The organism is Citrobacter sp. 21OH12SH02A-Citro, from assembly GCF_027919895.1.
Taxonomy (GTDB): domain Bacteria; phylum Pseudomonadota; class Gammaproteobacteria; order Enterobacterales; family Enterobacteriaceae; genus Citrobacter; species Citrobacter braakii.
Window position 1 is genome coordinate 4,351,576 of sequence record NZ_CP114801.1, and the last position, 23,651, is coordinate 4,375,226.

Sequence of the window (23,651 nt, forward strand, 5' to 3'; positions counted from 1 at the left end):
GCTAAAACTCGAACTGATAGAGCAAATCAAGTGCCTGATCTACGCCAGACACTGCTTCCAGATATAGCTTAGGCATCAGACGATAACGTAGCGTGAGTGTCGCTAAGGAGTCAAATATACCCACACCATATTTCACCTGCAGACCTGGCAGTACGTATCCGCTGACAACCACCTGAGATGAATCACCCACCCCTTGTGTGTCCAGTGCCAGATTGCTTACGCCAAATGTCTCCCCGATTTTACCCACAACCTGACCACTTTGTGCAACCCCCAGACCAATAAGCATTGAAGTCATTGCCGCGCTATCGCTCTGTTCGCTATCCAGTCCTTGTCCGCGTAGCAGGTAGGAAAGCGCCATTTGCTGCGACATCGTCGGGTCGGAGAAGATCTCCGCCTTCGGTTCATCGGCGGTGCCCGTGACGCGAACCCCGGCGATCACGTCGTCTTCGGTGGCTTCCGGGTTACGAATTGCTTCGATGTTGAGTAACGGCTGATCCGGCGGACCGGAGAACAACAGCTCGCCCTTACGCACAATCAGATCCTGACCATAGGCATGGAAACGTCCGCTCGGAATATTAATTTGTCCGTTCAGCCCCAGCCCCTGCTTATCCTGCACCACTTTCAGATCGCCCGTCAGACGCGCTTTTAGACCAAAGGCGTCAATACGCACGTTGTTACCGACGTGGATGTTCAGGTTGCTGTTGATCGGAATACCTGCTGTCTGCGGTTTCTCCGGTTGCAGATTGTTGTTAAGCATGACCATATCGCTGGAAACCCCTACTGCGCTCTCCGGCAGGTCGTGTACCACGATACGCGCCCACGGCACATCCACGTTGCCATCAAGGGTAAACAGGCTCGGCGTGGCTTCAAAGACCACGTCCGGCGATACGTCCAGGCGGACCATCGGCGGCACGGTAATACGAACCCTGCTGCCTTTAGCCGCAACGCGCGCCCGCCAGTTGTCTATCTGACTCCAGTCGGCATCGCCGCTCAGGTTAATTTCGCCCTGCTGCGTACGCACCACTCCCGCCAGCGTTGAGCGTGTTCCGGTGAAGTTAACGGCTAACTGGCTTGGCTGCATGTCAAACGGCATAAAGTTGCCGTCGATATCCAGACCGCTCAGCTGCAGCTGTCCGAGCAGCTGCGGGCTTTGCACATCACCGCCCAGACGTAGGTTGGCGTTGATCACCCCAGCCGCTTTTTCACCGCGCGAGAAAATGGGGTTCACCATCGCCAGATTGAAGTTGCGGATGTTGACGTTGCCGCCGAGACTGCGGCGTCCTTGCGGATCCGTCACCTGCACCTGGCCGTCAAACTGCCCGTTGTTGGTCAGGCGAATCAGCCAGCCCAGCTCGGCACGGTTATTGTGCAGGTCGGCGGTCAGATTCAGCGTTTCAAACGCCACAGGGAGTGGCGCATCGTTTACGCTTTGCGTGACCTTCACATTACGTCCGCTCAGCGTAACCTGCCCCTGCGGCAGCCCCTCTTTGGTGGTGTCCCAGCTCACATCTGCTTTGCCAGTGAAAACGCCGCTGGCCTGGGTTGTATCCGGCATAAACGGTTTTAGCATCGCCAGATCAAAGCGGTTAAGGTTCACCACCGCGCGTCCTTGTGCACCGGCATCAATGGTTTGCGGTACGCACAGTTCCGCATTCGGGTTGTTCCAGCAGTGCGGCCCAATGCTGATTTTCTGTTCCTGATTGCGATAATCCAGCGCGACAGGGCGGTTAAGGGACCACGGACCGACCGGCGTCTGGAAGCGGGTATCGCTTAACGCACCTTTCCAGCGCTGCTCTTGGCGATCAAAGCTACCTGCCAGGGAGAGCTGCCCGGAGACCGGTTCCCCCTGAATGCGCAACTGCAGCTCATGCTGCTTTTCGCTACCTTTGGCATTGAGCGTCACCAGGCCAATATTCACGTCAGGCTGTACAATCCGCTCTACGCGAACGTTGAGATTACCAGCGATTTGCTCTGCCGATTTCACGTCGCCTTCGACACGCACCTGAGCGACGGACAGCTCCTGCCAGCGCAGACCCCGGGCGGTGATATCCGCCAGCAGCTGTGGCGCTTCAACCGTACCGCGAACTTTTACCAGCCCTTTCGCCGTACCGCCCAGTCCCGGCAGCGCGTTATCCAGGCTCGGGGCATCAATCGTCGCGTCGAGATTGAGGTCTTTGACCCCCAGTTCCCCTTTCACATCCGCGCTGTTGCGTCCCAGTTCCAGATGCAGGCCCGGGATCGTCCACTGCAGGTAGCTGTTACCCTTCAGCGAACCGTGCACATTAACCTTGTTCTGCTTCACGTTGCCGGTCAGCTTCAGCTCGGGCACCTCCATCTGCCAGCTTCCGCCGTACAGACTGCCGCGAGTTTTCACCAGGCCATTCAGTTTTGATGGCCACTCCGGGATCGCTTTCGCCGTGTTGATGCCATCCAGCGTTAGCTCCCCGCGCCAGCTGATCGCCTGCTGCCAGTCCACCAGCGCTTTCAGCTCAGTTTTCCCTTCCAGCGCCGCAACGCTGAGTTTGTCGAGATTGATCTGCTGTTCGTTGCCTTTGGCGTCCAGCGTGATGGTAGCCGGAGGAATATCCTGACCTTTCACAGCGGTACGCATCGACAGCGTATAGTCGGTCATCTTACCGGTCAGTTTGAGCTTGATGTCATCAGCCTGGAACTGCTTGTCGCCAGTAAACGGCCAGTAAACCTGCTTACTCACCACCTCAAGGTTGAGCGGCAATCCGGCTTCCGCCAGACGCGCCTGCGCCCGCAGGTCCATATCCACCGGACCAGACAGATTTACGCCGACTTCCAGCTGTTCACGCAGCGCGCCGCCAACCTTCAGCTTCACCTTTTCGCCTTTTAACGGATCGACGTTGAGCGTGCTGTTTAACGTAATATCGACCGGCCACGTGTCGGTCAGTTGCGCCGTGCCGCTGGCTTTTACCGTCCCCTGATTCGAGTCGATATCCAGTGCATCGAGTTTCATGTTGCCGTCAATGCTGCTCACTTTCAGCAGCATGTTATGTACCGTTAAATCCGTATCCCCGGTCACGCGCAGATGCTCGCCGCGAAACGCTTCAATGTTGAGATTGAGCGGCAGATGGACATCGGTCATTTCCGGCAGCACCGGCTTTGAGAACAGATCTTTTAGCGTTTCGCCGAGCGGTTTTTCATCCGGTTGCGGATTTTGAATCTTTGGTTCGACAACCTCTTCCTGCGCCACTTCCGCCACTTTAGGCAGGGCAATCAGCAGCCCCTGTAATGACGTTGGCTTCAGGGTTAGCGTTTTTTCTTGCCAGTTCAGGCCGGAGGTAAATTCCAGCACCGAAACCGTGGTGTCATCGATTTTGATATTGATGTTGTTCAGCGCCACGCGCGAAAGCGTGATTGGGTAAGGTGTGGAAAGGTTAAGCGGACCGCTCTCTTCCTCTTCAACCGGCGCTGATGGCGGCATCTTTTTGCTGTCGATCGCCACGTTGATATTTTTCAGCGACAGATCGTTGACGCACAGGCTGCTGTCCCACAGGCAGTTAAGCCCCACGGCCAGATGCACTTCGCCAGCATTCACCGCCACGCCAGGTTGGTCATAACGAATATTTTTGAGCGATAAATCCCGCCAGCCGCCGGTGACCTGACCAATCTCCAGCCCCGGAACCCAACGATTCGCCGCTTTGAAGATCAGATGCAGGCCCGAGGTGGTGCCGACGAGGAACGCCACCGTGCCTAACAACAGCAGGATAAAAATCAGCACGCCGAGGCTTATCTTCTTCCATAAACTCATAATTCAGGCCCCAGACCGATGTAAAACTGTAAACCATGTTCATCTTTGTCGCCCACAGGGACAGCAAAGTCGAGCTTGATGGGTCCCACTGGCGATTGCCAGCGTACGCCGACCCCGGCACCGGTTTTGAAATCGCTTCTGCGGATATCGCTGACCGCTTCGCCGCTATCGACAAACATCGCGCCCCACCATTTTCCGGTCACGTTGTACTGATATTCCAGCGAGCCGGTCGCCAGCTTCGAGGCCCCTTTCAGCTTGCCGTCGCTGCCTTCAGGCGAAATAGATTTGTATTTGTAGCCGCGAATGCTGCGATCGCCCCCGGCGAAGAAACGCAGATCCGGCGGTACTTTGTCGAAGTCCCCGGTTTCGATCCAGCCGAGGTTGCCGCGCATCACAAAGCGATGACGATCGTACAGCGTGCGGATCCAGACGTTTTGCGCCTGGAAGACGGAGAAATCAACGTCTGAACCCCAGGCCGTGTTGGAGTAATCGATAGAATAACGTTGGGAGTCGCCCCAGACTGGCATCAGACCGCCGCGCGAGCGCGTCCGGCTGATCATCACGCCCGGATAGAGCAGCATGGTGGTGTTAGTGACGTTACCCTGGGTAAAGTGGTCGAGGCTCCAGCGCAGGTTAATCGCGCGCTGCCAGCCGCTGGAGAGATCCCAGTAGCGGGAAACCGCAAGCGTAGTGGAGTCCTGCTCGGTATCGTTTAAATCGGTACGCTTAAAGCCCCCCTGCACCAGGTAATACTGCTCCAGCGGGTTCTTTAATAGCGGCATTTTATAACTGAAATCAAGAACCTGCTCTGGCGCAGAGATGCTGGCGCTGGTGGTCAGGCTGTGGCCATAGGAGTTCATCCACGGCTTTTTCCACGAGGTCTTCACCCGTGGACCGACGTCAGTTGAGTAACCGACCCCGGTTTCGATGGTATTTTCAGTTCGCGGCGACACAACGCCTTTCAGCGGCAGCACTTTGGTTTCACGGGCTTTATCAAATTCCGGTGCGACGACCACGGAATTAAACCATCCGGTCGCCGACAGACGACGGTTCAGTTCGCCCAAATCTTTCGACTCGTACTCTTCACCCTCTTTAAAGGGCACCAGATTTTGCAGGTACTCATCGCGAATTTGCGAGCCTTCAAAAGTGACATGGCCAAAGCGATAGCGTTCACCGCTGTTGTAATCGATATCCCAGAATGCCTGGCGGCGTTCGAGCGCTATCCCAAGCTGGCTTTTATTAAATTCACTGTCGAAATAGCCTTTGCGCAGCGCTACGCTGGTGAGTGATTTTTTGAAGTTATCATAGTCCCCCTGATTCAGCACGGTGCCGATTGCCGGTCGCGTTTTCAGCAGATCCAGGTAATCTTTATCCGTACGTGCGCCACCGCGCAGAATCACTTCGGTGCCGCCAATCAGCACCGGCTCACCAGGGGTCACTTTGGCAATCAGCACCTGGCGTCCTTTCGCCGGCGGCGGACGCAGCTCAAAATCAATGGTGGGCTCAAAGTAGCCCAGCGCTTTTAGCCCTTCGCGGATGGCATCATCAACGCGCGCACGAAAGCGTCGGTCTGGAGTGACTTCATCACTTTGAATCGTGGATAGCTGCGCACGGACGTTTTTCTCCAGCGGTCCTGATAATCCCTCGACCTGTAAGCGAACATTCGCTGCGGCGGCGGAGCCACTTAAGCACAGTAATCCCACCCAACATAACTGACGGATATGTGGCACATTTTCTCCTGAATATCCTTTTTTCCCACCCCTGGAAAAAAATACTATGCCGTTCCTCGGCTTAACAAAAAATCAACAATAAGAGTTGAAAAACAGACGACAACCCAAATATTTCTTATGTTTAACTCTAGACGTATTCACGCCGTTTATTGTGGGCAAAGACGCGTCTCGTTACAACCTTAACCCAAATGACTGATTTCGGGAGAACGGCCATGAGTTTATTTGATAGAAAGCATCTTGTTACTCAAGCAGATGCCCTACCTGGACGCAACACCCCGATGCCAGTGGCAACGCTGCATGCGGTTAACCAACATTCGATGACCAACGTGCCCGACGGTATGGAGATAGCCTTTTTCGCCATGGGATGTTTCTGGGGCGTTGAACGTTTATTCTGGTCATTACCCGGGGTATACAGCACAGCGGCCGGATATACCGGCGGCTACACCCCTAACCCAACCTATCGGGAAGTGTGTTCCGGCGATACCGGACACGCCGAAGCGGTACGTGTCGTCTATGATCCGCATGTTATCAGCTACGAGCAACTGCTGCAGGTGTTCTGGGAAAATCACGACCCGGCGCAGGGCATGCGTCAGGGGAACGACCAGGGGACGCAATATCGCTCCGCCATTTACCCGTTAACGCCGGAGCAAACCGTCGCGGCACGGGCAAGCCTTGAGCGTTTTCAGGCAGCAATGACCGCCGCTGGCGACGAGCGCACCATTACAACGGAAATCACTACCGCAACTCCGTTTTACTATGCCGAGGACGACCACCAGCAGTATCTGCATAAAAATCCTTATGGGTACTGTGGCATTGGCGGGATTGGCGTTTGTCTGCCGCCACAAGGATAATCGCCACCCTCTGGCGGCTTTACAGTACCTTACGCTATACTAGCTCCTGAAATTGCCGGTCCACTCCCTTCGGACCGGTTTTCAATGTGTATTTCACACGGATTTATCAATTTATCCCTTCCGAGGATCTGGCCTTAACGGTCGGATAAGATATGTTAAACAGTATTTTAGTCATTCTCTGCCTGATCGCCGTGAGTGCGTTTTTCTCGATATCCGAGATCTCGCTTGCTGCATCACGCAAAATAAAACTTAAACTGCTTGCCGATGAAGGCAACGTAAACGCACAACGTGTTTTGAAGATGCAGGAAAACCCCGGCATGTTTTTTACCGTTGTGCAAATTGGCCTTAACGCGGTCGCTATTCTCGGTGGTATTGTCGGTGATGCGGCATTCTCCCCGGCGTTTTACAGCCTTTTCTCGAAGTACTTCACTCCAGAGCTGTCCGAACAGTTAAGCTTTATTCTGTCGTTCTCGCTGGTTACTGGCCTGTTCATCCTGTTCGCGGATTTAACTCCGAAACGCATCGGTATGATTGCGCCAGAAGCTGTGGCTTTGCGTATCATCAACCCGATGCGCTTCTGCCTGCTCGTCTTCCGCCCGCTGGTGTGGTTCTTTAACGGTCTGGCAAATAACATCTTCCGTCTGTTTAAGATCCCGATGGTGCGTAAAGACGACATCACCTCGGACGATATTTACGCCGTGGTCGAAGCGGGTGCGTTGGCAGGGGTTCTGCGTAAGCAGGAACATGAGCTGATTGAAAATGTGTTCGAACTGGAATCCCGTACCGTACCGTCTTCCATGACCTCGCGCGAGAATATTATCTGGTTCGATCTCCACGAAGATGAGCAAAGCCTGAAGAACAAGGTGGCGGAACACCCACACTCCAAATTCCTGGTGTGTAACGAAGATATCGACCACATCATTGGCTATGTCGATTCAAAGGATCTCCTCAACCGCGTACTGGCGAACCAAAGCATGGCGTTGAACAGTGGCGTACAGATCCGCAATACGCTGATTGTGCCGGATACGCTGACGCTCTCTGAAGCGCTGGAAAGCTTCAAAACCGCAGGCGAAGACTTTGCCGTCATCATGAACGAGTACGCGCTGGTGGTGGGGATTATCACGCTCAACGACGTTATGACTACGCTGATGGGCGATTTAGTCGGTCAGGGTCTGGAAGAGCAGATCGTGGCGCGCGATGAAAACTCATGGTTAGTCGATGGCGGTACGCCGATTGATGACGTTATGCGCGTCCTGGATATCGATGAGTTCCCGCAGTCCGGCAACTATGAAACCATCGGCGGCTTTATGATGTTCATGCTGCGTAAAATCCCGAAACGCACCGACTCGGTGAAGTATTCAGGCTACAAATTTGAAGTGGTGGATATCGATAACTACAAGATTGATCAGCTGCTGGTGACGCGTCTGGACAGTAAACCTACCGTACTGGTACCGAAACTGCCGGATGCAAAAGAAGAGGCAAAGGCGTCTTAACGTCCTGCAGAAACATCAACGGCTCCCATCCAGGAGCCGTTTTTTTAACTACCGCATAGCACTTTGATCAAGCCATCTCAGTTTGCAGACGCAAGACCTGACGGTTAACTTCGGACATCACGGAAAAATGCAGTTTGTCCTTCACTTTTGGGATAAGAATCTTACCCTTATCAAATTCAAAAGCGCCTACATCCTTGATATATAACCGTCCACGAAACAGGATCTTCACGTACTTCGCCACCTGCAGCGGGTTGTATCGTTGGAAAATTTTCATTGTTGTCTCCTGCTGAGCATTACGCCTTTGCGGTACCACAATCGGTCCGACAATCCTCAGGCGCAAATTTTAATGCCCTATGACTATAGACTATCTCGCTCATGTTTCCAGCGTGTATAAGTTTATTTACCTTCAGGTTACAAATATTCAGAATTATCTTTTCAACGCTTCGCTGTCTTCAGTATAAGCCTTCATTTTTCGCAGGATTTGTGCGCCCGTCCGCAAACTGGCATCGCGCTTGCGGGAAAAAGCATCAATCGCACATATGATTAAATTCCAGACCCAAGTGGTCGGATCACCTGCAAAATAAAGAAAGAAGGAAAACCTATGACCTTACAAAAACTGCTGGCGCTGTCGTGCCTGCTGCTGCCGATGATTGCCGGTGCGCATTCGTTTGAGACCAACCAGCGCGTACCGCCGGTGGGGATCGCCGATCGCGGCGAACTGATTCTCGATAACGATAAGTTTAGCTACAAAAGCTGGAATAGCGCGCAGCTGCCTGGGAAAGTGCGAATTGTGCAACACATTGCCGGACGCACCTCCGCCAAAGAGAAAAATGCTACGCTGATCGAGGCAATCAAAGCGGCCAGCCTGCCGCACGACAAATACCAGACCACCACGATCGTCAACACCGATGACGCCATTCCTGGCTCCGGTATGTTTGTGCGCAGCAGTCTGGAGAGCAATAAGAAGCTCTACCCGTGGTCACAATTTATTGTCGACAGCAATGGCATTGCGCGTAAAGCCTGGCAACTGGATGAAGAGAGCTCCGCTATCGCCGTACTTGATAAGGACGGACGCGTTCAGTGGGCAAAAGATGGTGCGTTGACGCAGGAAGAGGTGCAGCAGGTTATTGCCCTGCTGCACAAATTACTCAGTAAATAGCGACGCGGAAGCCGGGGTTGAGGAATGATTCACGTGGGGTGTAATCCAGAGATTTCCCCTGCCAGTCGTGAACGTGCGCCCCGGCTGCGGCGGCAACGGCGTGGCCAGCGGCAGTGTCCCATACGTTAGTTGGCCCAAAACGTGGGTACAGCTGTGCCTGCCCTTCCGCCACCAGGCAGAACTTCAGCGATGAGCCAATCGACGTGGTCTGGTGCTCACCCAACTGTTGCAGATACTCTTTTAACTCATTGTCAGCATGCGAGCGGCTAATCACCACCAACGGCGGACGCGCGTCACGAACATGGATTTGTTTGCGCACGCCGCACTCTTCTTTCCACGCTTTACCTTCTGCCGCGCTGTACATCACTTTCATCACCGGCGCGTAAACCACGCCCAGTACCGGCTTTCCTTGCTCGATAAGCGCAATATTGACGGTGAATTCACCGTTACGCTTAATGAACTCTTTGGTACCGTCCAGCGGGTCTACCAGCCAGTAGCGCTGCCAGTGCTGGCGAACATCCCAGCCAGGAGGCGCTTCTTCAGACAGGACCGGAATATCCGGCGTCAGCGCCAGTAATCCTTCGAGGATCACCGTATGCGCGGCGATATCCGCCGCCGTGACCGGAGAATCGTCCTGCTTGCTGGTAATCTCCATCGGTTTGATTCCATCGTAGACCTGCATAATGGCATCGCCCGCATTCCGTGCAAGCTGGCATACATGTTCTAACATTCTCCACCTCGTTTCTGTCGTGGTGTTAACTCGTTGTTTTACTTATACCCGATCGCCAAAGGATCCGCCAACTGTGATAGCGTCTGCGGTTTTAAACGCTATATTCATGTCATGATTCACAGTTCTGTAAGCAAGAAGATTTATATACATTTTCTTTTGTGGCTTAGATCTTAAAAGGATGCCCCTGATGATTAAGTTTAGTGCAACGTTTCTGGCCACGCTGATTGCAGCCAGCGTCAATGCCGCGACCGTCGATCTGCGTATAATGGAAACCACTGATTTGCATAGCAATATGATGGATTTCGATTATTACAAAGATACGCCGACTGAAAAATTTGGCCTGGTTCGTACGGCAAGCCTGATCAACGCAGCACGTGGTGAAGTCAAAAACAGCGTGCTGGTTGATAACGGTGATCTGATTCAGGGCAGCCCGCTCGGGGATTATATGGCGGCCAAGGGGCTGAAAGCGGGCGAAACGCATCCGGTATATAAGGCACTGAATACGCTGGATTACGCCGTGGGTAACCTTGGCAACCATGAATTTAACTACGGTCTTGAGTATCTGCACAACGCGCTAGCCGGGGCGAAGTTCCCTTACGTTAACGCCAATATCATCGACGTTAAGACCAAAAAGCCGCTGTTTACTCCTTATCTGATCAAAGAGACTGAGGTTGTCGATCAGGAAGGAAACAAGCAGACGCTGAAAATTGGCTATATCGGTTTTGTGCCGCCGCAGATCATGACCTGGGATAAAGCCAACCTCAGCGGCAAAGTGACGGTGAATGACATTACGGAAACCGCACGTAAATACGTGCCGGAAATGCGAGCCAAAGGTGCCGATGTCGTGGTGGTGGTTGCTCACTCCGGGCTTTCTGCCGACCCATACCAGGCGATGGCGGAAAACTCCGTTTACTACCTCAGTGAAGTTCCGGGCGTGGATGCCATTATGTTTGGTCACGCTCACGCCGTTTTCCCGGGGAAAGACTTTGCCAACATCAAAGGCGCAGATATCACAACAGGCACGCTCAATGGCGTTCCTGCGGTGATGCCGGGCATGTGGGGCGATCACCTAGGGGTGGTGGATTTAGTGCTGAATAACGACAGCGGTAAATGGCAGGTTACGCAGGGGAAAGCGCAGGCGCGCCCGATTTATGACGCCGCGGCCAAAAAATCACTGGCTGGCGAAGACCAAAAAATCGTTGAGATCCTAAAAGCCGATCACGATGCCACGCGTGAATTTGTCAGCAAACCAATCGGTAAATCTGCCGACAACATGTACAGCTATCTGGCGCTGGTTCAGGACGACCCGACCGTGCAGGTGGTGAATAACGCGCAGAAAGCCTATGTGGAACATTTTATCCAGGGCGATCCGGACCTGGCAAAACTACCGGTACTTTCCGCCGCTGCGCCGTTTAAAGTCGGTGGACGCAAGAACGATCCGGCCAGCTTTGTCGAAGTCGAAAAAGGTCAGCTTACCTTCCGTAACGCCGCTGATTTGTATCTCTATCCCAATACCCTGGTCGTGGTGAAAGCCAGCGGTAAAGAGGTGAAAGAGTGGCTGGAATGTTCTGCCGGGCAGTTTAATCAGATTGATATCCACAGCAGCAAACCACAGTCGTTAATTAACTGGGATGGCTTCCGTACCTATAACTTCGACGTGATTGACGGCGTGAATTATCAGATTGATGTTTCACAACCCGCTCGCTATGACGGTGAATGCCAGACGATTAACCCGCAAGCGGAGCGTATTAAAAATCTGACCTTTAACGGCAAACCGATCGATCCGAACGCAACCTTCCTCGTCGCGACCAACAACTACCGCGCCTACGGCGGTAAGTTTGCCGGGACCGGCGACAGCCACATCGCGTTTGCATCACCAGATGAAAACCGCTCGGTGCTGGCAGCATGGATAGGTTCCCAGACAAAGAGCGCAGGCGAAATTCATCCGGCGGCAGATAACAACTGGCGTTTGGCGCCGATTCACAGCGAGACACAACTGGATATTCGCTTTGAAACATCACCGTCTGATAAAGCCGCTGCGTTTATCAAAGAGAAAGGCCAGTATCCACTGAAGAAAGTCGCTACCGATGACATCGGCTTCGCCATTTATCAGTTGGATTTGAGTAAGTAAGACCACGCCGGGTGGCGCTGCGCCATCCGGCAAGCCCGACCAGGTCGTTTACGCTGATGCCGGGACGTCTTCGTTCTTAACGGTATGATTTGCCAAAACCTGCGGCAAATTCACCTCTATCCAGTCCGCCAGCGCTGCGACTTTTTCGCTCACCTGCTCACCCAACGGTGTCAGGCTATACTCCACATGCGGCGGTACCACCGGATATGACACCCGATTGATAAACCCGTCCTGTTCTAACGCCTGCAGGGATTGCGCCAGCATTTTTTCACTGACGCCGCCCATCTTACGGCGCAAATCGCTGAAACGGTGCGTACCGTCGCGCAGCGCCACCAGAATCAATACACCCCAGCGGCTGGTGACGTGTTTTAACACCTCGCGGGAGGGACACTGCTCGGCAAACAAGTTGCCATCACGTAATTGCTGGGAGAGCGTCAAAGCTGTCATTTTCATACTAACCTTTTTGTACGTACTTACTAAAAGTAAGTTTAGGTGTTAATGTGATTAAACACAAGACCAATACCAAAGGAGTTATCCTATGATCGCGATTACTGGTGCCACTGGCCAACTGGGCCAACACGTTATTGAAACGCTACTGAAAACCGTTCCTGCCAGCCAGATTGTGGCTATTGTGCGTAATCCTGCTAAAGCGACGGCGCTTAGCCAGCAGGGCATTACCGTTCGTCAGGCGGATTACAGTGATGAAGCTGCCTTTACCACGGCCTTACAGGGGATAGACAAGTTACTGCTAATCTCCTCCAGCGAAGTGGGACAACGTGCCCCGCAGCATCGCAACGTGATTAACGCGGCGAAAGCGGCCCACGTGAAATTTATCGCCTACACCAGCCTGCTGCACGCCGATCGCTCCCCGCTGGGGCTGGCTGATGAGCATGTCGCAACCGAGAAGATGCTGGCTGAATCCGGTATCGCGTACGCGCTGCTGCGTAACGGTTGGTACACCGAAAACTATCTCGCCAGCGCACCAGCCGCGCTGGAACACGGCGTGTTTATTGGGGCGGCGGGAGAAGGCAAAATCGCCTCGGCGACCCGTGCCGACTATGCCGCTGCCGCCGCGCGCGTCATCAGTGAAGACGGTCATGCCGGTAAAATCTATGAACTGGCGGGCGACGCAGGCTGGACCCTGAGCCAGCTGGCGGCCGAACTGGCAAAACAGAGCGGTAAAAAAGTGGTGTATCAAAACCTGAGCGAAGCTGATTTTGCCGCCGCGCTGAAAAGTGTAGGTCTGCCTGCCGGACTGGCGGACATGCTGGCTGACTCAGACGTTGGTGCCTCTAAAGGTGGCCTCTTCGACGACAGCCATACGCTGAGCAAACTGATTGGTCGCCCAACCACGTCGCTGGCAGACAGCGTCAAAGGCATCGTGTAAGTGTTAAAAATTAGTTAATTGTGGTGGCATCCCCGCGCATCCTCTCTGATAATGACATGATGATGCGTGGGGAGAGAAGACGTGCAAGGTGTACCTGAGCAGTTTATTGATGAGAAAGACAGCGCCCGCTTTCGCCATCTGGCACAGGTGCCGGGCGTTGAGCTGTATCATGCGCACATCTCGCGTTACGCCTTTGAACCCCACACCCATGAAGCGTTTGGTATTGGCGCGATAGAAGCCGGAGCCGAACGTTTTCGCTATCGCGGCACGCAGTACGTGGCCCCCGCCCATTCCGTCGTCACCATGAATCCCGATGAGCTACATACCGGCGAAGCGGAAACCGCCGACGGCTGGCGCTATCGGATGATCTATCTTGAGCCCGATCTTCTGGAAGAAGTCACCGGGATCCGCCACTGGTGGTTTCATGACGTAACGCGTCACGATCCGCTACGCTCGCGCCAGATCTGCTCGCTGATCCATGGCCTGTGGAACACTGAGGATCCGCTGGCGCAAAAAGGGCTATTACTCGATCTGATCGACACGTTCCAGCCGCTGGCCCGCCATGCGCCGGTATTACCGGAGGGAGCGCATCGCTTTGAGCGGGTACGCGAGTATTTGCACGATAATTATATGCACCCGGTCACGCTCGACGAACTGGCGCGGGTTGCAGCGCTGAGTCCCTGGCATTTTCAGCGCCAGTTTAAATCTCATTTCCACGTCACGCCGCACCAGATGCTGATGGCGATCCGCCTGTGGCGAGCCAAAGGTTTTCTCACTCACGGAATGCCCGCCGCGGAGGTCGCTGCCGCAACCGGCCTCACCGACCAGTCGCATCTCACCCGCGCGTTTACCCATCGCTACGGTATTACACCGGTACGTTATCAGAAACAAGTCGTCCGGCGTTGAACAGCAATCTCATACAATACGGCTGCATTTTTCCTGCCTACACTCGACTTATTGTTAAGCGATGTGGATGTCAAAAATGATTAGCGGCGTGTTGTATGCCCTGCTGGCTGGGCTAATGTGGGGATTAATTTTTGTTGGGCCGCTGATCGTACCGGAATATCCGGCGGTATTGCAGTCGATGGGGCGCTATCTGGCGCTGGGGCTAATAGCGTTGCCGATTGCCTGGCTGGGGCGTGTGCGCTTGCGTCAGTTGACGCGTAAAGACTGGGTCACTGCGCTGGCGCTAACGATGATGGGTAATCTGATTTATTACGTTTGCCTGGCAAGCGCCATCCAGCGCACTGGCGCGCCGGTTTCAACGATGATTATTGGTACATTGCCGGTTGTGATCCCGGTCTTCGCTAACCTGCTCTACAGCCAGCGCGACGGCAAATTATCATGGTGGCGTCTGTCGCCTGCGCTGGTGCTGATTGGTATCGGTCTGCTGTGCGTGAATATCTCGGAGCTGAATCAAGGCTTACCCGACTTTAGCGGCTGGCGTTATGGTTCTGGAATCGCGCTGGCGCTGATCTCGGTAGTGTGTTGGGCATGGTATGCGCTGCGTAATGCCCGCTGGCTGCGCGAGAATCCAGATAAGCACCCGATGATGTGGGCGACGGCCCAGGCACTGGTAACGTTGCCTGTTTCTCTGCTCGGTTATATTGCAGCCTGCCTGTGGCTGAACGGACAAACGCCGGACTTTGCCCTGCCCTTCGGCCCGCGTCCGGGCGTGTTTATCGGCCTGATGATAGCGATTGCGGTATTATGTTCGTGGGTTGGCGCACTGTGCTGGAACGTCGCCAGCCAAAAATTGCCGACGGTGATCCTCGGCCCGCTGATTGTCTTCGAAACGCTGGCTGGCCTGGTGTACACCTTTATCCTGCGCCAGGAATTTCCACCGCTGCTGACGGTAAGCGGCATTGCGCTGCTGATTGTTGGGGTGGTGATAGCCGTCAGAGCCAAACCACAGAAACCAAGCGTCGTCGTGGTTCCACAATCATAATGGCCCGGACGGCGCTGCGCTAATCCGACCTACAAGATATTATTTTGTAGGCCGGAGTAGACGTTAAACTTTAAACACCGCTACGGTCTGATTCAGTCGTGCTGCCTGCTCTTCGAGCGCGGCGGCGGCGGAAGCGGACTCCTCCACCAGCGAGGCGTTTTGCTGCGTCACGCGATCCATCTCGGCAACCGCCTGACCTACCTGATCGATACCTCGGCTCTGTTCATCAGAAGCCGAGGCTATCTCGCCCATGATGTCGGTCACACGGGTCACGGCGCTCACAATTTCCGCCATCGTTTCACCCGCTTCATGCACCAGCGCCGTACCGGCATTTACCCGATTCCCCGAGTCATCAATCAGCGCCTTAATCTCTTTCGCCGCCTGAGCGCTACGCTGTGCCAGTGTACGGACCTCGCCAGCGACCACGGCAAACCCACGCCCCTGCTCGCCCGCACGTGCCGCTTCTACTGCCGCGTTCAGCGCCAGAATATTAGTCTGGAAGGCAATGCCGTCGATAACATTGGTAATTTGCGCGATTTTGCTGGAACTGGTGGCAATTTCATCCATCATACGCACTACGCCATCAACCACGGTTCCGCCTTTCTGCGCCGTCTGTGAGGCATTTTTTGCCAGACTGGTCGCCTGACGCGCGTTATCCGCGTTCTGCTTCACGGTAGCGGTGAGTTGTTCCATGCTGGCAGCAGTCTCTTCCAGAGAGGCGGCCTGCTGCTCGGTACGTGAAGAGAGATCGTTACTGCCGGCGGCAATTTCACCTGCGCCGGTATAGATGGTGTCAGCCCCGTCACGCACCACGCTGACTGTGTTCGCCAGCGCCTGCTGCATGTCGCGAACGTTGACTGCCAGCAGCGCCATCTCATTGCTGCCATCGGCGTTGATGCTGTGCGTCAAATCACCCGCAGCAATGTGGCGAATATGCCCCATCACTTCGTGGAGAGGCTTGAGCAGCACTCGCTGCATCGCCAGCCAGCTGGCGATAATCACGGTGACGACAATCAGCATCACGGCGGACAGCAGCCAGATTATCTTCTGGTAATCACTCTCATTGTCCTGCACCCCGGCAGTGGCCAGCGCCGTTTGCGCGCTACGCCATTCCCGATAAACTTCCTGCATGGCCGTTTGCTTTTGCTCGGCATTCTGCTTGAACATCTCTTCCAGCTTACCTTCAGCCAACAGCGCGTTCATTTTAGCCAGCGTCGCAGAATAGATGCCGTACTGCTCTTCCAGTCGATCGGCCAGATGTTCATCAAGCCCCGGCGTTTCCGGCAGGGCGTAGTATTTATCGTAATGCTCTTTCGATTCGGCCAACAGGCGATTTGCCGTGTTCACCAGTTCCTTCAACTGACCGCCGTTAATCTCGCTGGCCATCGTTCCCTGTAAACGCAACATGCCCCGGTTGAGCGTGACGCGAGCCTGGTTCAGGCTAATCCACGCATCGGTAAACTCGGCCACGTTCTGGCTGGAAAGCTGAGAGACGTTAAAGTTTTGCTTATCGTTATTGAGCGCGCCAATAAAGACGCCTGCGGAGATGAGCTGCATCGCGCCCAGGGCGAGTAACACGGTGATAAGTAGGGTTATCACTTTGATTCGTTTAAACATCTGTAGCCTTTTATTATGCAGGTATTGTCTGAGGTCTAACTATCGGCAGCGGCGTGCGCTTATTTAATCCTGTCGCGCGGCTTTTTTCGCCATCCCTCTCCTTTCTAATAAGATTCAGCACCTTAACGAAACAAGAAATTTTCGTGACATTCCTCACAAAACACCCCACCCCGAAAGGGTTATATCCTTCGCCATAAGTTGCATTTAAAATACATCTTATATTATTAAGAATGAGGTAACGGCAATGTCTTATCGCGATCAACCTTTAGGTGAACTGGCGCTCTCTATTCCTCGCGCTTCGGCCCTGTTTCGTAAATACGATATGGATTACTGCTGCGGCGGTAAGCAAACGCTGGCACGCGCTGCTGCGCGTAAAGAGCTGGATTTAGACGTTATTGAGGCACAGCTCGCGCAGTTGGCTGAACAGCCGCTGGAGAAAGACTGGCGTACCGTGGCACTGGCTGAAATCATCGATCATATCATCGTGCGTTATCACGACAGACACCGCGAACAGCTGCCGGAACTGATTCTGCAGGCCACGAAAGTTGAACGCGTTCACGCAGATAAACCGAACGTACCACGCGGTCTGGCGAAAAACCTGACCATGCTGCATGAAGAGCTGTCCAGCCACATGATGAAAGAAGAGCAGATCCTGTTCCCGATGATCAAACAGGGCATGGGTAGCCAGGCGATGGGACCAATCAGCGTGATGGAAAGCGAACATGACGATGCCGGTGAACTGGTCGAAGTGATCAAACACATCACCCATAACGTGACGCCGCCGCCAGAAGCCTGCACCACCTGGAAAGCCATGTATAACGGCATTAACGAGATGATCGACGACTTGATGGAACACATCAGTCTGGAAAATAATGTGTTGTTCCCGCGAGCTCTCGCCGGGGAGTAAAGATATCGCCGGATAGCGCTAACGCGTATCCGGCCTACGGAATTCAGGCCCGGTAAGCATCGCGCTACCGGGCACTAAAATTAACGCATACCTGCCATACGTTTCTTACCGATAAACAACCAACCCAGACCCAGCGCGATGAACCACAGCGGCGTCACGATCAGCGCCTGGCGGGTATCATCTTCCAGCGTCAGCAGTACCAGTACGAAGACGAAGAACGCCATACATACCCAGCACATCAGCTTGCCTAGCGGCATCTTGTAGATTGATTTTTCATGCAGGTGCGGACGCTGCTTGCGGTACACCAGGTACGAGCAAAGAATGATGGTCCAGACGAACATGAACAGAATCGCCGACACGGTGGTAATCATGGTGAACGCGCCAATCACGCTCGGGTTCACGTAAAGCATCACCACGCCGCCCAGAAGACAGATACAGGAGAAGGTTAAACCTTTCGCCGGAACTGCGCGTTTAGACAGTTTGGCAAACGCTTTAGGCGCTACGCCTTCCTGTGCCAGGCCGAACAGCATACGGCTGGTAGAGAACACGCCACTATTTGCGGAAGAGGCAGCTGAAGTCAGCACCACAAAGTTGATCAGGCTCGCCGCGGCAGGCAGACCGACCAGCACAAACAGTTCAACGAATGGGCTCTTGGTTGGCACTACCGAGCTCCACGGTGTTACGGACATAATCACGATCAGCGCAAAAACGTAGAACATGATGATACGGATCGGAATCGAGTTAATGGCGCGCGGCAGAGATTTCTCCGGGTCCTTGGTTTCTGCAGCGGTCGTTCCCACCAGCTCAATACCCACAAACGCGAACACGGCTATCTGGAAGCCAGCAAAGAAGCCGCTCAGACCTTTCGGGAACCAGCCACCGTCATTCCACAGATGCGTGAACGATGCCTGAACGCCGGTTGGCGACTGGAAGTGCGTCAACACCATCACCAGACCAACGACAATCAGGCCGATGATGGCGACGATTTTGATCATCGCAAACCAGAACTCCATCTCACCGAACATTTTTACAGTGGCAAGGTTGAGGCTCAGCAGCAGCACGATCACCGCCAGCGAGGCGACCCAGTCTGAAAGTTCGGGGAACCAGAATTGCGCATACGCCGTAATGGCGACAACGTCTGCCATCCCGGTAACAACCCAGCAGAACCAGTAAGTCCAGCCGGTAAAATACCCGGCCCATGGCCCGAGCAGGTCAGAGGCGAAATCACTAAAAGATTTGTACTCCAGATTCGAGAGCAGCAATTCACCCATTGCACGCATCACGAAAAACAGCATAAAACCGATAATCATATACACAAAGATGATCGACGGTCCGGCGAGGCTGATGGTTTTACCAGAGCCCATAAACAGGCCGGTACCAATAGCACCACCAATAGCAATAAGTTGAATATGACGGTTTGTGAGATTGCGCCGTAGCGACTGTTCAGACGAAGCCTCTTCAGCGGCGTCGACTTTTACCTGATCTACCATGTTTTTTCTTCCTGTACCTGTCTGTGTTGTTCAGGCTCTACGGCCTTTAGTGTGTCTATGATACGACGTTCCTGATTATCAGGACTCATCGATATTAGGTAAGAATTGGCGGGATGAATACTAAGATTTAGATATAATGTTAATTTAATGTTTAAAGTGAGTGTCATATCACTCTGATAGCGCGAATCAGCTCACAAAAATACACGCTAACGAGGCATTTGCAAAATAAAATATCGACAACCACGTAACTATAGCTTTTCACGCTATTTTTTTGTTCCCCCCGGCCTCGGAGGGAACAGAAGTCACTGCTTACAGGATCTCAAGCAGCTCAACGTCGAACACCAGCGTGCTGAACGGAGGAATGGACGCACCAGCGCCACGCTCGCCGTAAGCCAGTTCCTGAGGAATAGTCAGTTCCCATTTGGAACCTACCGGCATCAGGGTCAGCGCTTCAATCCAGCCAGGGATCACGCCGTTAACCGGGAATTCAGCCGGTTCGCCGCGTGCGACAGAGCTGTCAAACACGGTACCGTCGATCAGTTTACCGGTGTAGTGCACGCGAACGCGGTCAGTACGCGCTGGAATAGCACCTTCGCCCTGAGTCAGAACACGGAACTGCAAACCGGATTCAGTGCTGTTCACACCCTCTTTCTCACGGTTTTCTTCCAGATATTTGACGCCATCAGCCGCCATAGCCTGGAAACGCTCGCGACGTACTGCATCAGCGCGTTCGTGGATTTCACGCAGTGCGCGATGCACAACATCAACCGGCACTGCCGGGTGCTTACCTTCCAGCGCGTCAGCGATACCCGCTACCAGCGCTTCAGGCAACAGTCCTTCCAGTCCGGATTCACTCAGCTGTTGTCCTACCTGCAAACCAATGCCGTAGCTTGCTTGCGCTTCGATAGTGTCAAAAGTCGGGTTAGCCATCATATTTCCTTTCATCGGATGTAAAGTAGCGGGCAGCATATCAGCCATGCCGCATCCGGTAAAACTTTGTCTCGGGAACAGATGACAAATCGCGAGGAAACATAAACAATAGGAATACCCCGCGTTGACGTCACGAAAGCGGGTAATATGACGAACATCATAGCATTAGCCATCTATACTCTATGATCGAGGAACGAGACGCGGAGCAGGAGGAAAGCCATGCCCGGGCGCTTTGAATTAAAACCAACCCTGGCGAAAATCTGGCATGCACCGGACAATTTTCGCATTATGGATCCGCTACCGCCTATGCACCGACGCGGCATTATAATTGCTGCTATCGTGCTGGTGATAGGCTTCCTGCTGCCCTCCAGTGACACCAGCGATGCCCCTGTGGTTACGCGTACTGCCCAGCTGGATTTACAGTCACAGTCGCAGCCGCCGACCGAAGCTCAACTGCAGGCACAGTTGGTCGCCCCGCAAAACGATCCGGGCCAGGTCGCTCCGCTTGCGCCTGAGCCAATCCAGGAAGGAGAACCAGACGCGCAGCCGCAGGCTCAGCAATCTCAGCCGCAGACGCAACCTTTCCAACAGGATAGTGGAATTGAGCAGCAGTGGCGCTCCTATCGCGTAGACTCGGGCAAAACGCTGGCGCAGGTATTCCGTGACCATAACCTCCCGCCAACCGATGTATACGCAATGGCGCAGGTTGAAGGTGCCGGAAAACCGCTGAGCAACCTGAAAGACGGCCAGATGGTACAAATCAGGCAGAATGCCAACGGCGTGGTAACGGGATTAACCATTGATACCGGTAATGGTCAGCAGGTACTGTTTACTCGACAACCTAACGGCAGTTTTATTCGCGCCCGTTAACCGGCACACCTGTAGACCTGATAAACACAGCGCATCAGACATCAAGGTGAAGCGTCAGCGCTTCACCTTGTTCACCCACCAGATCCCGGAACAGACCAGCACCAGCGCCAGCGCATATTTCCATTCGAAAATGTTTTCGCCGAGGAATATCGCCGACAGAACCGCCCCCGAAACCGGGATCAGGAAGTTAAACGGCGCAATCATCCCCACGCGGTTATGCTTGAGCAGAATACTCCACAACGCAAAAGCGACCGAAGAGAGTAACGTCAGGTAGCCCAGAATCGCCACTGAAGACGCGCCGTGTACGGTCAGCGTGCCACCAAAAGCGTAGCCGCCGATAACCAGCGCCAGACCGCCGACACCCAACTGATATCCTGTCATTACCGTCGGGTCTACCGTCTGAGAAATGCGTTTACCGTATAACGTGGCGGCAGAAAGAATAAAGGCCGCCATCACCACTGAACCGTCCCCTAACAGGCTGAAGTTAAAATCCAGTCCGCTGCTAAAGTTCACCACCATTACGCCAGTAAAGCCCAGGATACAGCCCAGCACTTTGTTGTAGCTCAGCTTGTCGTTCTGATAGATAAAATGGGCCAGCAGCACGCTGAAGAAGGTGCCGGTCGCGTTCATGATCGACCCTTTCACCCCCGTCGTGAACGCCAGGCCAATATAGAAGAAGATGTATTGCAGCGAGGTTTGCGTCAGTCCCAACAGCGTGAGCTGACCGTACTGACGCGGGCTTAACCGGCCAATCGGTTTACGCTGCGCCACCGCCAGCAATAGCAGCAATAATCCAGCAAACAGGAAGCGATAGCCGGCAAAGACAATTTTTGAGGGAATGTCATCCGTGGCAATCTGGAAGATCTCATATCCGCTTTTGATCGCCGGATAGGCGCTCCCCCACAGCAGACAGCAGAACGCTGCGCTCAGGTAGACAACATTTTTACGCGCAAACAGAGGTTGGTGCGTTGGTTCCATTCCATCACCACTTTGAAATAATGTTTTATTTTTATGATTATCCCGAAAAGGATAAAGAATAGCCAGAGCGAAAAGCGGAGGGAACAGAAAAGCAAAACGCCGACACGAGGCCGGCGCTTTTACGCGGTAATCAGAATAAAAACTTATTCTGCAACTACGTTTACAGTCAGCTTAGCAAACACTTCGCTGTGAACCTGGAAGCTCACTTCGTGCTCACCAGTGGTACGCAGAACGCCGTTCGGCAGACGAACTTCGCTCTTAGCTACTTCAACGCCAGCTGCAGTTACAGCGTCAGCGATGTCGCGAGTACCGATGGAACCGAACAGTTTACCTTCGTCGCCAGCTTTAGACGCGATGGTTACGGTTTCCAGTGCGTTGATTTTCTCAGCACGAGCTTCAGCAGCGGACAGAACGTCAGCCAGTTTAGCTTCCAGCTCAGCGCGACGCGCTTCGAAAAATTCAACGTTTTTCTTGGTAGCAGGAACAGCTTTACCCTGTGGTACCAGGAAGTTACGAGCATAGCCCGCTTTAACGTTAACCTGATCACCCAGGCTACCCAGGTTTGCTACTTTATCAAGCAGAATAACTTGCATTACCTTATCCTCTCAAAGTCGTATTAATGGACCGTGACCGATTACTGATGACGATCAGTGTACGGCAGCAGGGACAGGTAGCGAGCGCGTTTGATAGCGCGAGCCAGCTGACGCTGGTATTTTGCACGGGTACCGGTGATACGGCTTGGGACAATCTTACCGCTTTCGGTGATGTAGTTTTTCAGCGTAGCGATATCTTTATAGTCGATCTCTTGAACGCCTTCCGCGGTGAAACGGCAGAACTTGCGACGACGGAAATAACGTGCCATATGGCTAGTCTCCAGAATCTATCAATTCAATCTGCTCGGCATGCAGAACCATTTTGCTCAGGCCGTTCTTTGCCTTGTGGCAAGAGATGAACCCCTGAACGGTCACTGCGCTACCGACCGTTATACTGTGAGTAATGGCCTGGTTTTCGTGTCCGCTAATAATAACGGGCATTTGGCACCACGCCTGCCGGTGAAACCCGGCTTCCTCCTGCACAGAACGATGCTCAAGCACGAACTGGCAATGAGGAATTCCTGATGGACTGACCTTTCGAAGGGGAGCCCTGCACACGGTGCCGGACAACGCCAGACGGTTGGTCATCAGAAATTACTCTTCAGAATCCCCAGCTTCAGCATCATCTGCGGTTTCGTTAGCGAAATCATCGCGACGTTCACGACGCTCGTCTTTCGCTTTAACCATCGGAGATGCTTCGGTAACAGCGTGTTTAGTACGCATAACCATGCTGCGGATAACGGCATCGTTGAAGCGGAAGGTAGTTTCCAGCTCATCGATCACTTCCTGCGGCGCTTCAACGTTCAGCAGAACGTAGTGAGCTTTGTGCAGTTTGTTGATCGGGTAAGCCAGCTGACGGCGGCCCCAGTCTTCCAGACGGTGGATCGTGCCTTCTGCACCAGTGATGGCAGCAGTGTAGCGTTCGATCATACCCGGAACCTGTTCGCTCTGGTCAGGATGGACCATAAAAACGATTTCGTAATGACGCATCGAATTGCTCCTTACGGATTATTCAGCCTCCTGTCTGGGTCAGCCGAGGCCCGGGGAGGCAAGGAACGT

The 23,651-nt window shown here is 53.7% G+C and carries 22 protein-coding genes; 9 read left to right on the forward strand and 13 right to left on the reverse strand.

The genetic code is table 11. The annotated features are described in order from the left end of the window. Position 1: 1 nt before the first annotated feature. Together tamB and tamA are read right to left on the reverse strand one after the other, a co-directional pair. Complete coding sequence (gene tamB, locus O6D90_RS20990; protein ID WP_271143219.1) at positions 2 to 3,778, reverse strand: autotransporter assembly complex protein TamB; 3,777 nt, start codon at positions 3,776 to 3,778, stop codon at positions 2 to 4. Beyond that, positions 3,775 to 5,508: an autotransporter assembly complex protein TamA gene (tamA, locus tag O6D90_RS20995; RefSeq protein WP_016155528.1), complete on the reverse strand. Its 1,734-nt coding sequence runs from the start codon at positions 5,506 to 5,508 to the stop codon at positions 3,775 to 3,777. Before tamA ends, tamB begins: the two co-directional genes overlap by 4 nt. Before the next feature lie 212 nt (positions 5,509 to 5,720). Between tamA and msrA the strand changes: the two genes are divergently transcribed. Together msrA and O6D90_RS21005 are read left to right on the forward strand one after the other, a co-directional pair. Continuing rightward, positions 5,721 to 6,359 (forward strand): peptide-methionine (S)-S-oxide reductase MsrA, encoded by a 639-nt coding sequence (gene msrA, locus O6D90_RS21000; RefSeq protein ID WP_016155527.1) that lies wholly within the window; start codon positions 5,721 to 5,723, stop codon positions 6,357 to 6,359. A gap of 152 nt (positions 6,360 to 6,511) precedes the next feature. Continuing rightward, on the forward strand, positions 6,512 to 7,852 hold the full coding sequence (locus O6D90_RS21005; protein WP_003830418.1) for a hemolysin family protein: 1,341 nt from the start codon (positions 6,512 to 6,514) through the stop codon (positions 7,850 to 7,852). 67 nt (positions 7,853 to 7,919) lie between these two features. On the opposite strand, the gene O6D90_RS21010 is transcribed toward O6D90_RS21005, so the two are convergent. Continuing rightward, on the reverse strand, positions 7,920 to 8,126 hold the full coding sequence (locus tag O6D90_RS21010; RefSeq protein ID WP_003025710.1) for a DUF1107 domain-containing protein: 207 nt from the start codon (positions 8,124 to 8,126) through the stop codon (positions 7,920 to 7,922). Between the two features lie 327 nt (positions 8,127 to 8,453). Here O6D90_RS21010 and O6D90_RS21015 point away from each other — a divergent pair, with 327 nt between their 5' ends. Further along, on the forward strand, positions 8,454 to 9,011 hold the full coding sequence (locus O6D90_RS21015; protein WP_016155526.1) for a YtfJ family protein: 558 nt from the start codon (positions 8,454 to 8,456) through the stop codon (positions 9,009 to 9,011). Here the strand turns inward: O6D90_RS21015 and cysQ are convergent. Next, the gene (cysQ, locus tag O6D90_RS21020; protein ID WP_016151445.1) at positions 9,001 to 9,741 is read right to left on the reverse strand and encodes a 3'(2'),5'-bisphosphate nucleotidase CysQ; all 741 of its coding nucleotides are present in this window, start codon (positions 9,739 to 9,741) and stop codon (positions 9,001 to 9,003) included. The genes O6D90_RS21015 and cysQ overlap by 11 nt on opposite strands. Before the next feature lie 187 nt (positions 9,742 to 9,928). On the opposite strand from cysQ, the gene cpdB reads away from it, so the two are divergent. Then, on the forward strand, positions 9,929 to 11,872 hold the full coding sequence (cpdB, locus tag O6D90_RS21025; RefSeq protein WP_016155525.1) for a 2',3'-cyclic-nucleotide 2'-phosphodiesterase: 1,944 nt from the start codon (positions 9,929 to 9,931) through the stop codon (positions 11,870 to 11,872). A 48-nt stretch (positions 11,873 to 11,920) separates the two neighbouring features. Here the strand turns inward: cpdB and O6D90_RS21030 are convergent, their stop codons facing one another. Beyond that, positions 11,921 to 12,325, reverse strand: a complete 405-nt coding sequence (locus O6D90_RS21030; RefSeq protein ID WP_016151443.1) for a winged helix-turn-helix transcriptional regulator — start codon at positions 12,323 to 12,325, stop codon at positions 11,921 to 11,923. An 85-nt stretch (positions 12,326 to 12,410) separates the two neighbouring features. Between O6D90_RS21030 and O6D90_RS21035 the strand changes: the two genes are divergently transcribed. From O6D90_RS21035 to O6D90_RS21045, 3 genes are all read left to right on the forward strand, one after another. Continuing rightward, positions 12,411 to 13,259: an SDR family oxidoreductase gene (locus O6D90_RS21035; protein ID WP_016155524.1), complete on the forward strand. Its 849-nt coding sequence runs from the start codon at positions 12,411 to 12,413 to the stop codon at positions 13,257 to 13,259. A gap of 81 nt (positions 13,260 to 13,340) precedes the next feature. Then, the gene (locus tag O6D90_RS21040) at positions 13,341 to 14,165 is read left to right on the forward strand and encodes an AraC family transcriptional regulator (RefSeq protein WP_016155523.1); all 825 of its coding nucleotides are present in this window, start codon (positions 13,341 to 13,343) and stop codon (positions 14,163 to 14,165) included. Positions 14,166 to 14,241: 76 nt separating this feature from the next. Further along, positions 14,242 to 15,207 (forward strand): DMT family transporter, encoded by a 966-nt coding sequence (locus O6D90_RS21045; RefSeq protein ID WP_016151440.1) that lies wholly within the window; start codon positions 14,242 to 14,244, stop codon positions 15,205 to 15,207. 63 nt (positions 15,208 to 15,270) lie between these two features. On the opposite strand, the gene O6D90_RS21050 is transcribed toward O6D90_RS21045, so the two are convergent. Continuing rightward, positions 15,271 to 16,824 (reverse strand): methyl-accepting chemotaxis protein, encoded by a 1,554-nt coding sequence (locus tag O6D90_RS21050; protein WP_016155522.1) that lies wholly within the window; start codon positions 16,822 to 16,824, stop codon positions 15,271 to 15,273. 244 nt (positions 16,825 to 17,068) lie between these two features. On the opposite strand from O6D90_RS21050, the gene ytfE reads away from it, so the two are divergent. Then, a complete protein-coding gene (gene ytfE, locus O6D90_RS21055; RefSeq protein ID WP_003025690.1) occupies positions 17,069 to 17,731 on the forward strand; it encodes an iron-sulfur cluster repair protein YtfE in 663 nt (220 codons plus the stop codon). Positions 17,732 to 17,811: 80 nt separating this feature from the next. Here ytfE and cycA read toward each other — a convergent pair whose 3' ends face one another. Both cycA and fklB read right to left on the reverse strand, forming a co-directional pair. Further along, positions 17,812 to 19,221: a D-serine/D-alanine/glycine transporter gene (gene cycA, locus O6D90_RS21060; RefSeq protein ID WP_016151437.1), complete on the reverse strand. Its 1,410-nt coding sequence runs from the start codon at positions 19,219 to 19,221 to the stop codon at positions 17,812 to 17,814. A gap of 309 nt (positions 19,222 to 19,530) precedes the next feature. Continuing rightward, positions 19,531 to 20,151 (reverse strand): FKBP-type peptidyl-prolyl cis-trans isomerase, encoded by a 621-nt coding sequence (fklB, locus tag O6D90_RS21065; RefSeq protein ID WP_003025685.1) that lies wholly within the window; start codon positions 20,149 to 20,151, stop codon positions 19,531 to 19,533. Positions 20,152 to 20,370: 219 nt separating this feature from the next. On the opposite strand from fklB, the gene O6D90_RS21070 reads away from it, so the two are divergent. Continuing rightward, positions 20,371 to 21,021 (forward strand): LysM-like peptidoglycan-binding domain-containing protein, encoded by a 651-nt coding sequence (locus tag O6D90_RS21070; RefSeq protein WP_016151435.1) that lies wholly within the window; start codon positions 20,371 to 20,373, stop codon positions 21,019 to 21,021. A gap of 54 nt (positions 21,022 to 21,075) precedes the next feature. Here the strand turns inward: O6D90_RS21070 and O6D90_RS21075 are convergent, their stop codons facing one another. The 5 genes from O6D90_RS21075 to rpsF all read right to left on the reverse strand — a co-directional run bounded on the left by O6D90_RS21075 (position 21,076) and on the right by rpsF (position 23,582). Beyond that, a complete protein-coding gene (locus O6D90_RS21075) occupies positions 21,076 to 21,999 on the reverse strand; it encodes a DMT family transporter (protein WP_016155521.1) in 924 nt (307 codons plus the stop codon). A 143-nt stretch (positions 22,000 to 22,142) separates the two neighbouring features. Further along, the gene (gene rplI, locus O6D90_RS21080) at positions 22,143 to 22,592 is read right to left on the reverse strand and encodes a 50S ribosomal protein L9 (protein WP_003025676.1); all 450 of its coding nucleotides are present in this window, start codon (positions 22,590 to 22,592) and stop codon (positions 22,143 to 22,145) included. 41 nt (positions 22,593 to 22,633) lie between these two features. Beyond that, a complete protein-coding gene (gene rpsR / locus O6D90_RS21085; protein WP_000135199.1) occupies positions 22,634 to 22,861 on the reverse strand; it encodes a 30S ribosomal protein S18 in 228 nt (75 codons plus the stop codon). Between the two features lie 4 nt (positions 22,862 to 22,865). After that, the gene (gene priB / locus O6D90_RS21090) at positions 22,866 to 23,180 is read right to left on the reverse strand and encodes a primosomal replication protein N (protein ID WP_003025674.1); all 315 of its coding nucleotides are present in this window, start codon (positions 23,178 to 23,180) and stop codon (positions 22,866 to 22,868) included. A gap of 6 nt (positions 23,181 to 23,186) precedes the next feature. Beyond that, positions 23,187 to 23,582, reverse strand: coding sequence for a 30S ribosomal protein S6 (gene rpsF / locus O6D90_RS21095; protein ID WP_016151433.1), 396 nt, complete (start codon positions 23,580 to 23,582; stop codon positions 23,187 to 23,189). Positions 23,583 to 23,651 lie beyond the last annotated feature (69 nt).

Coding starts and splice junctions, on each gene's coding strand:
- tamB (WP_271143219.1), bottom strand. CDS start 3,778: ATGAGTTTATGGAAGAAGATAAGCCTCGGCGTGCTGATTTTTATCCTG.
- msrA (WP_016155527.1), top strand. CDS start 5,721: ATGAGTTTATTTGATAGAAAGCATCTTGTTACTCAAGCAGATGCCCTA.
- O6D90_RS21005 (WP_003830418.1), top strand. CDS start 6,512: ATGTTAAACAGTATTTTAGTCATTCTCTGCCTGATCGCCGTGAGTGCG.
- O6D90_RS21010 (WP_003025710.1), bottom strand. CDS start 8,126: ATGAAAATTTTCCAACGATACAACCCGCTGCAGGTGGCGAAGTACGTG.
- O6D90_RS21015 (WP_016155526.1), top strand. CDS start 8,454: ATGACCTTACAAAAACTGCTGGCGCTGTCGTGCCTGCTGCTGCCGATG.
- cysQ (WP_016151445.1), bottom strand. CDS start 9,741: ATGTTAGAACATGTATGCCAGCTTGCACGGAATGCGGGCGATGCCATT.
- cpdB (WP_016155525.1), top strand. CDS start 9,929: ATGATTAAGTTTAGTGCAACGTTTCTGGCCACGCTGATTGCAGCCAGC.
- O6D90_RS21030 (WP_016151443.1), bottom strand. CDS start 12,325: ATGAAAATGACAGCTTTGACGCTCTCCCAGCAATTACGTGATGGCAAC.
- O6D90_RS21035 (WP_016155524.1), top strand. CDS start 12,411: ATGATCGCGATTACTGGTGCCACTGGCCAACTGGGCCAACACGTTATT.
- O6D90_RS21045 (WP_016151440.1), top strand. CDS start 14,242: ATGATTAGCGGCGTGTTGTATGCCCTGCTGGCTGGGCTAATGTGGGGA.
- O6D90_RS21050 (WP_016155522.1), bottom strand. CDS start 16,824: ATGTTTAAACGAATCAAAGTGATAACCCTACTTATCACCGTGTTACTC.
- ytfE (WP_003025690.1), top strand. CDS start 17,069: ATGTCTTATCGCGATCAACCTTTAGGTGAACTGGCGCTCTCTATTCCT.
- cycA (WP_016151437.1), bottom strand. CDS start 19,221: ATGGTAGATCAGGTAAAAGTCGACGCCGCTGAAGAGGCTTCGTCTGAA.
- fklB (WP_003025685.1), bottom strand. CDS start 20,151: ATGGCTAACCCGACTTTTGACACTATCGAAGCGCAAGCAAGCTACGGC.
- O6D90_RS21070 (WP_016151435.1), top strand. CDS start 20,371: ATGCCCGGGCGCTTTGAATTAAAACCAACCCTGGCGAAAATCTGGCAT.
- O6D90_RS21075 (WP_016155521.1), bottom strand. CDS start 21,999: ATGGAACCAACGCACCAACCTCTGTTTGCGCGTAAAAATGTTGTCTAC.
- rplI (WP_003025676.1), bottom strand. CDS start 22,592: ATGCAAGTTATTCTGCTTGATAAAGTAGCAAACCTGGGTAGCCTGGGT.
- rpsR (WP_000135199.1), bottom strand. CDS start 22,861: ATGGCACGTTATTTCCGTCGTCGCAAGTTCTGCCGTTTCACCGCGGAA.
- priB (WP_003025674.1), bottom strand. CDS start 23,180: ATGACCAACCGTCTGGCGTTGTCCGGCACCGTGTGCAGGGCTCCCCTT.
- rpsF (WP_016151433.1), bottom strand. CDS start 23,582: ATGCGTCATTACGAAATCGTTTTTATGGTCCATCCTGACCAGAGCGAA.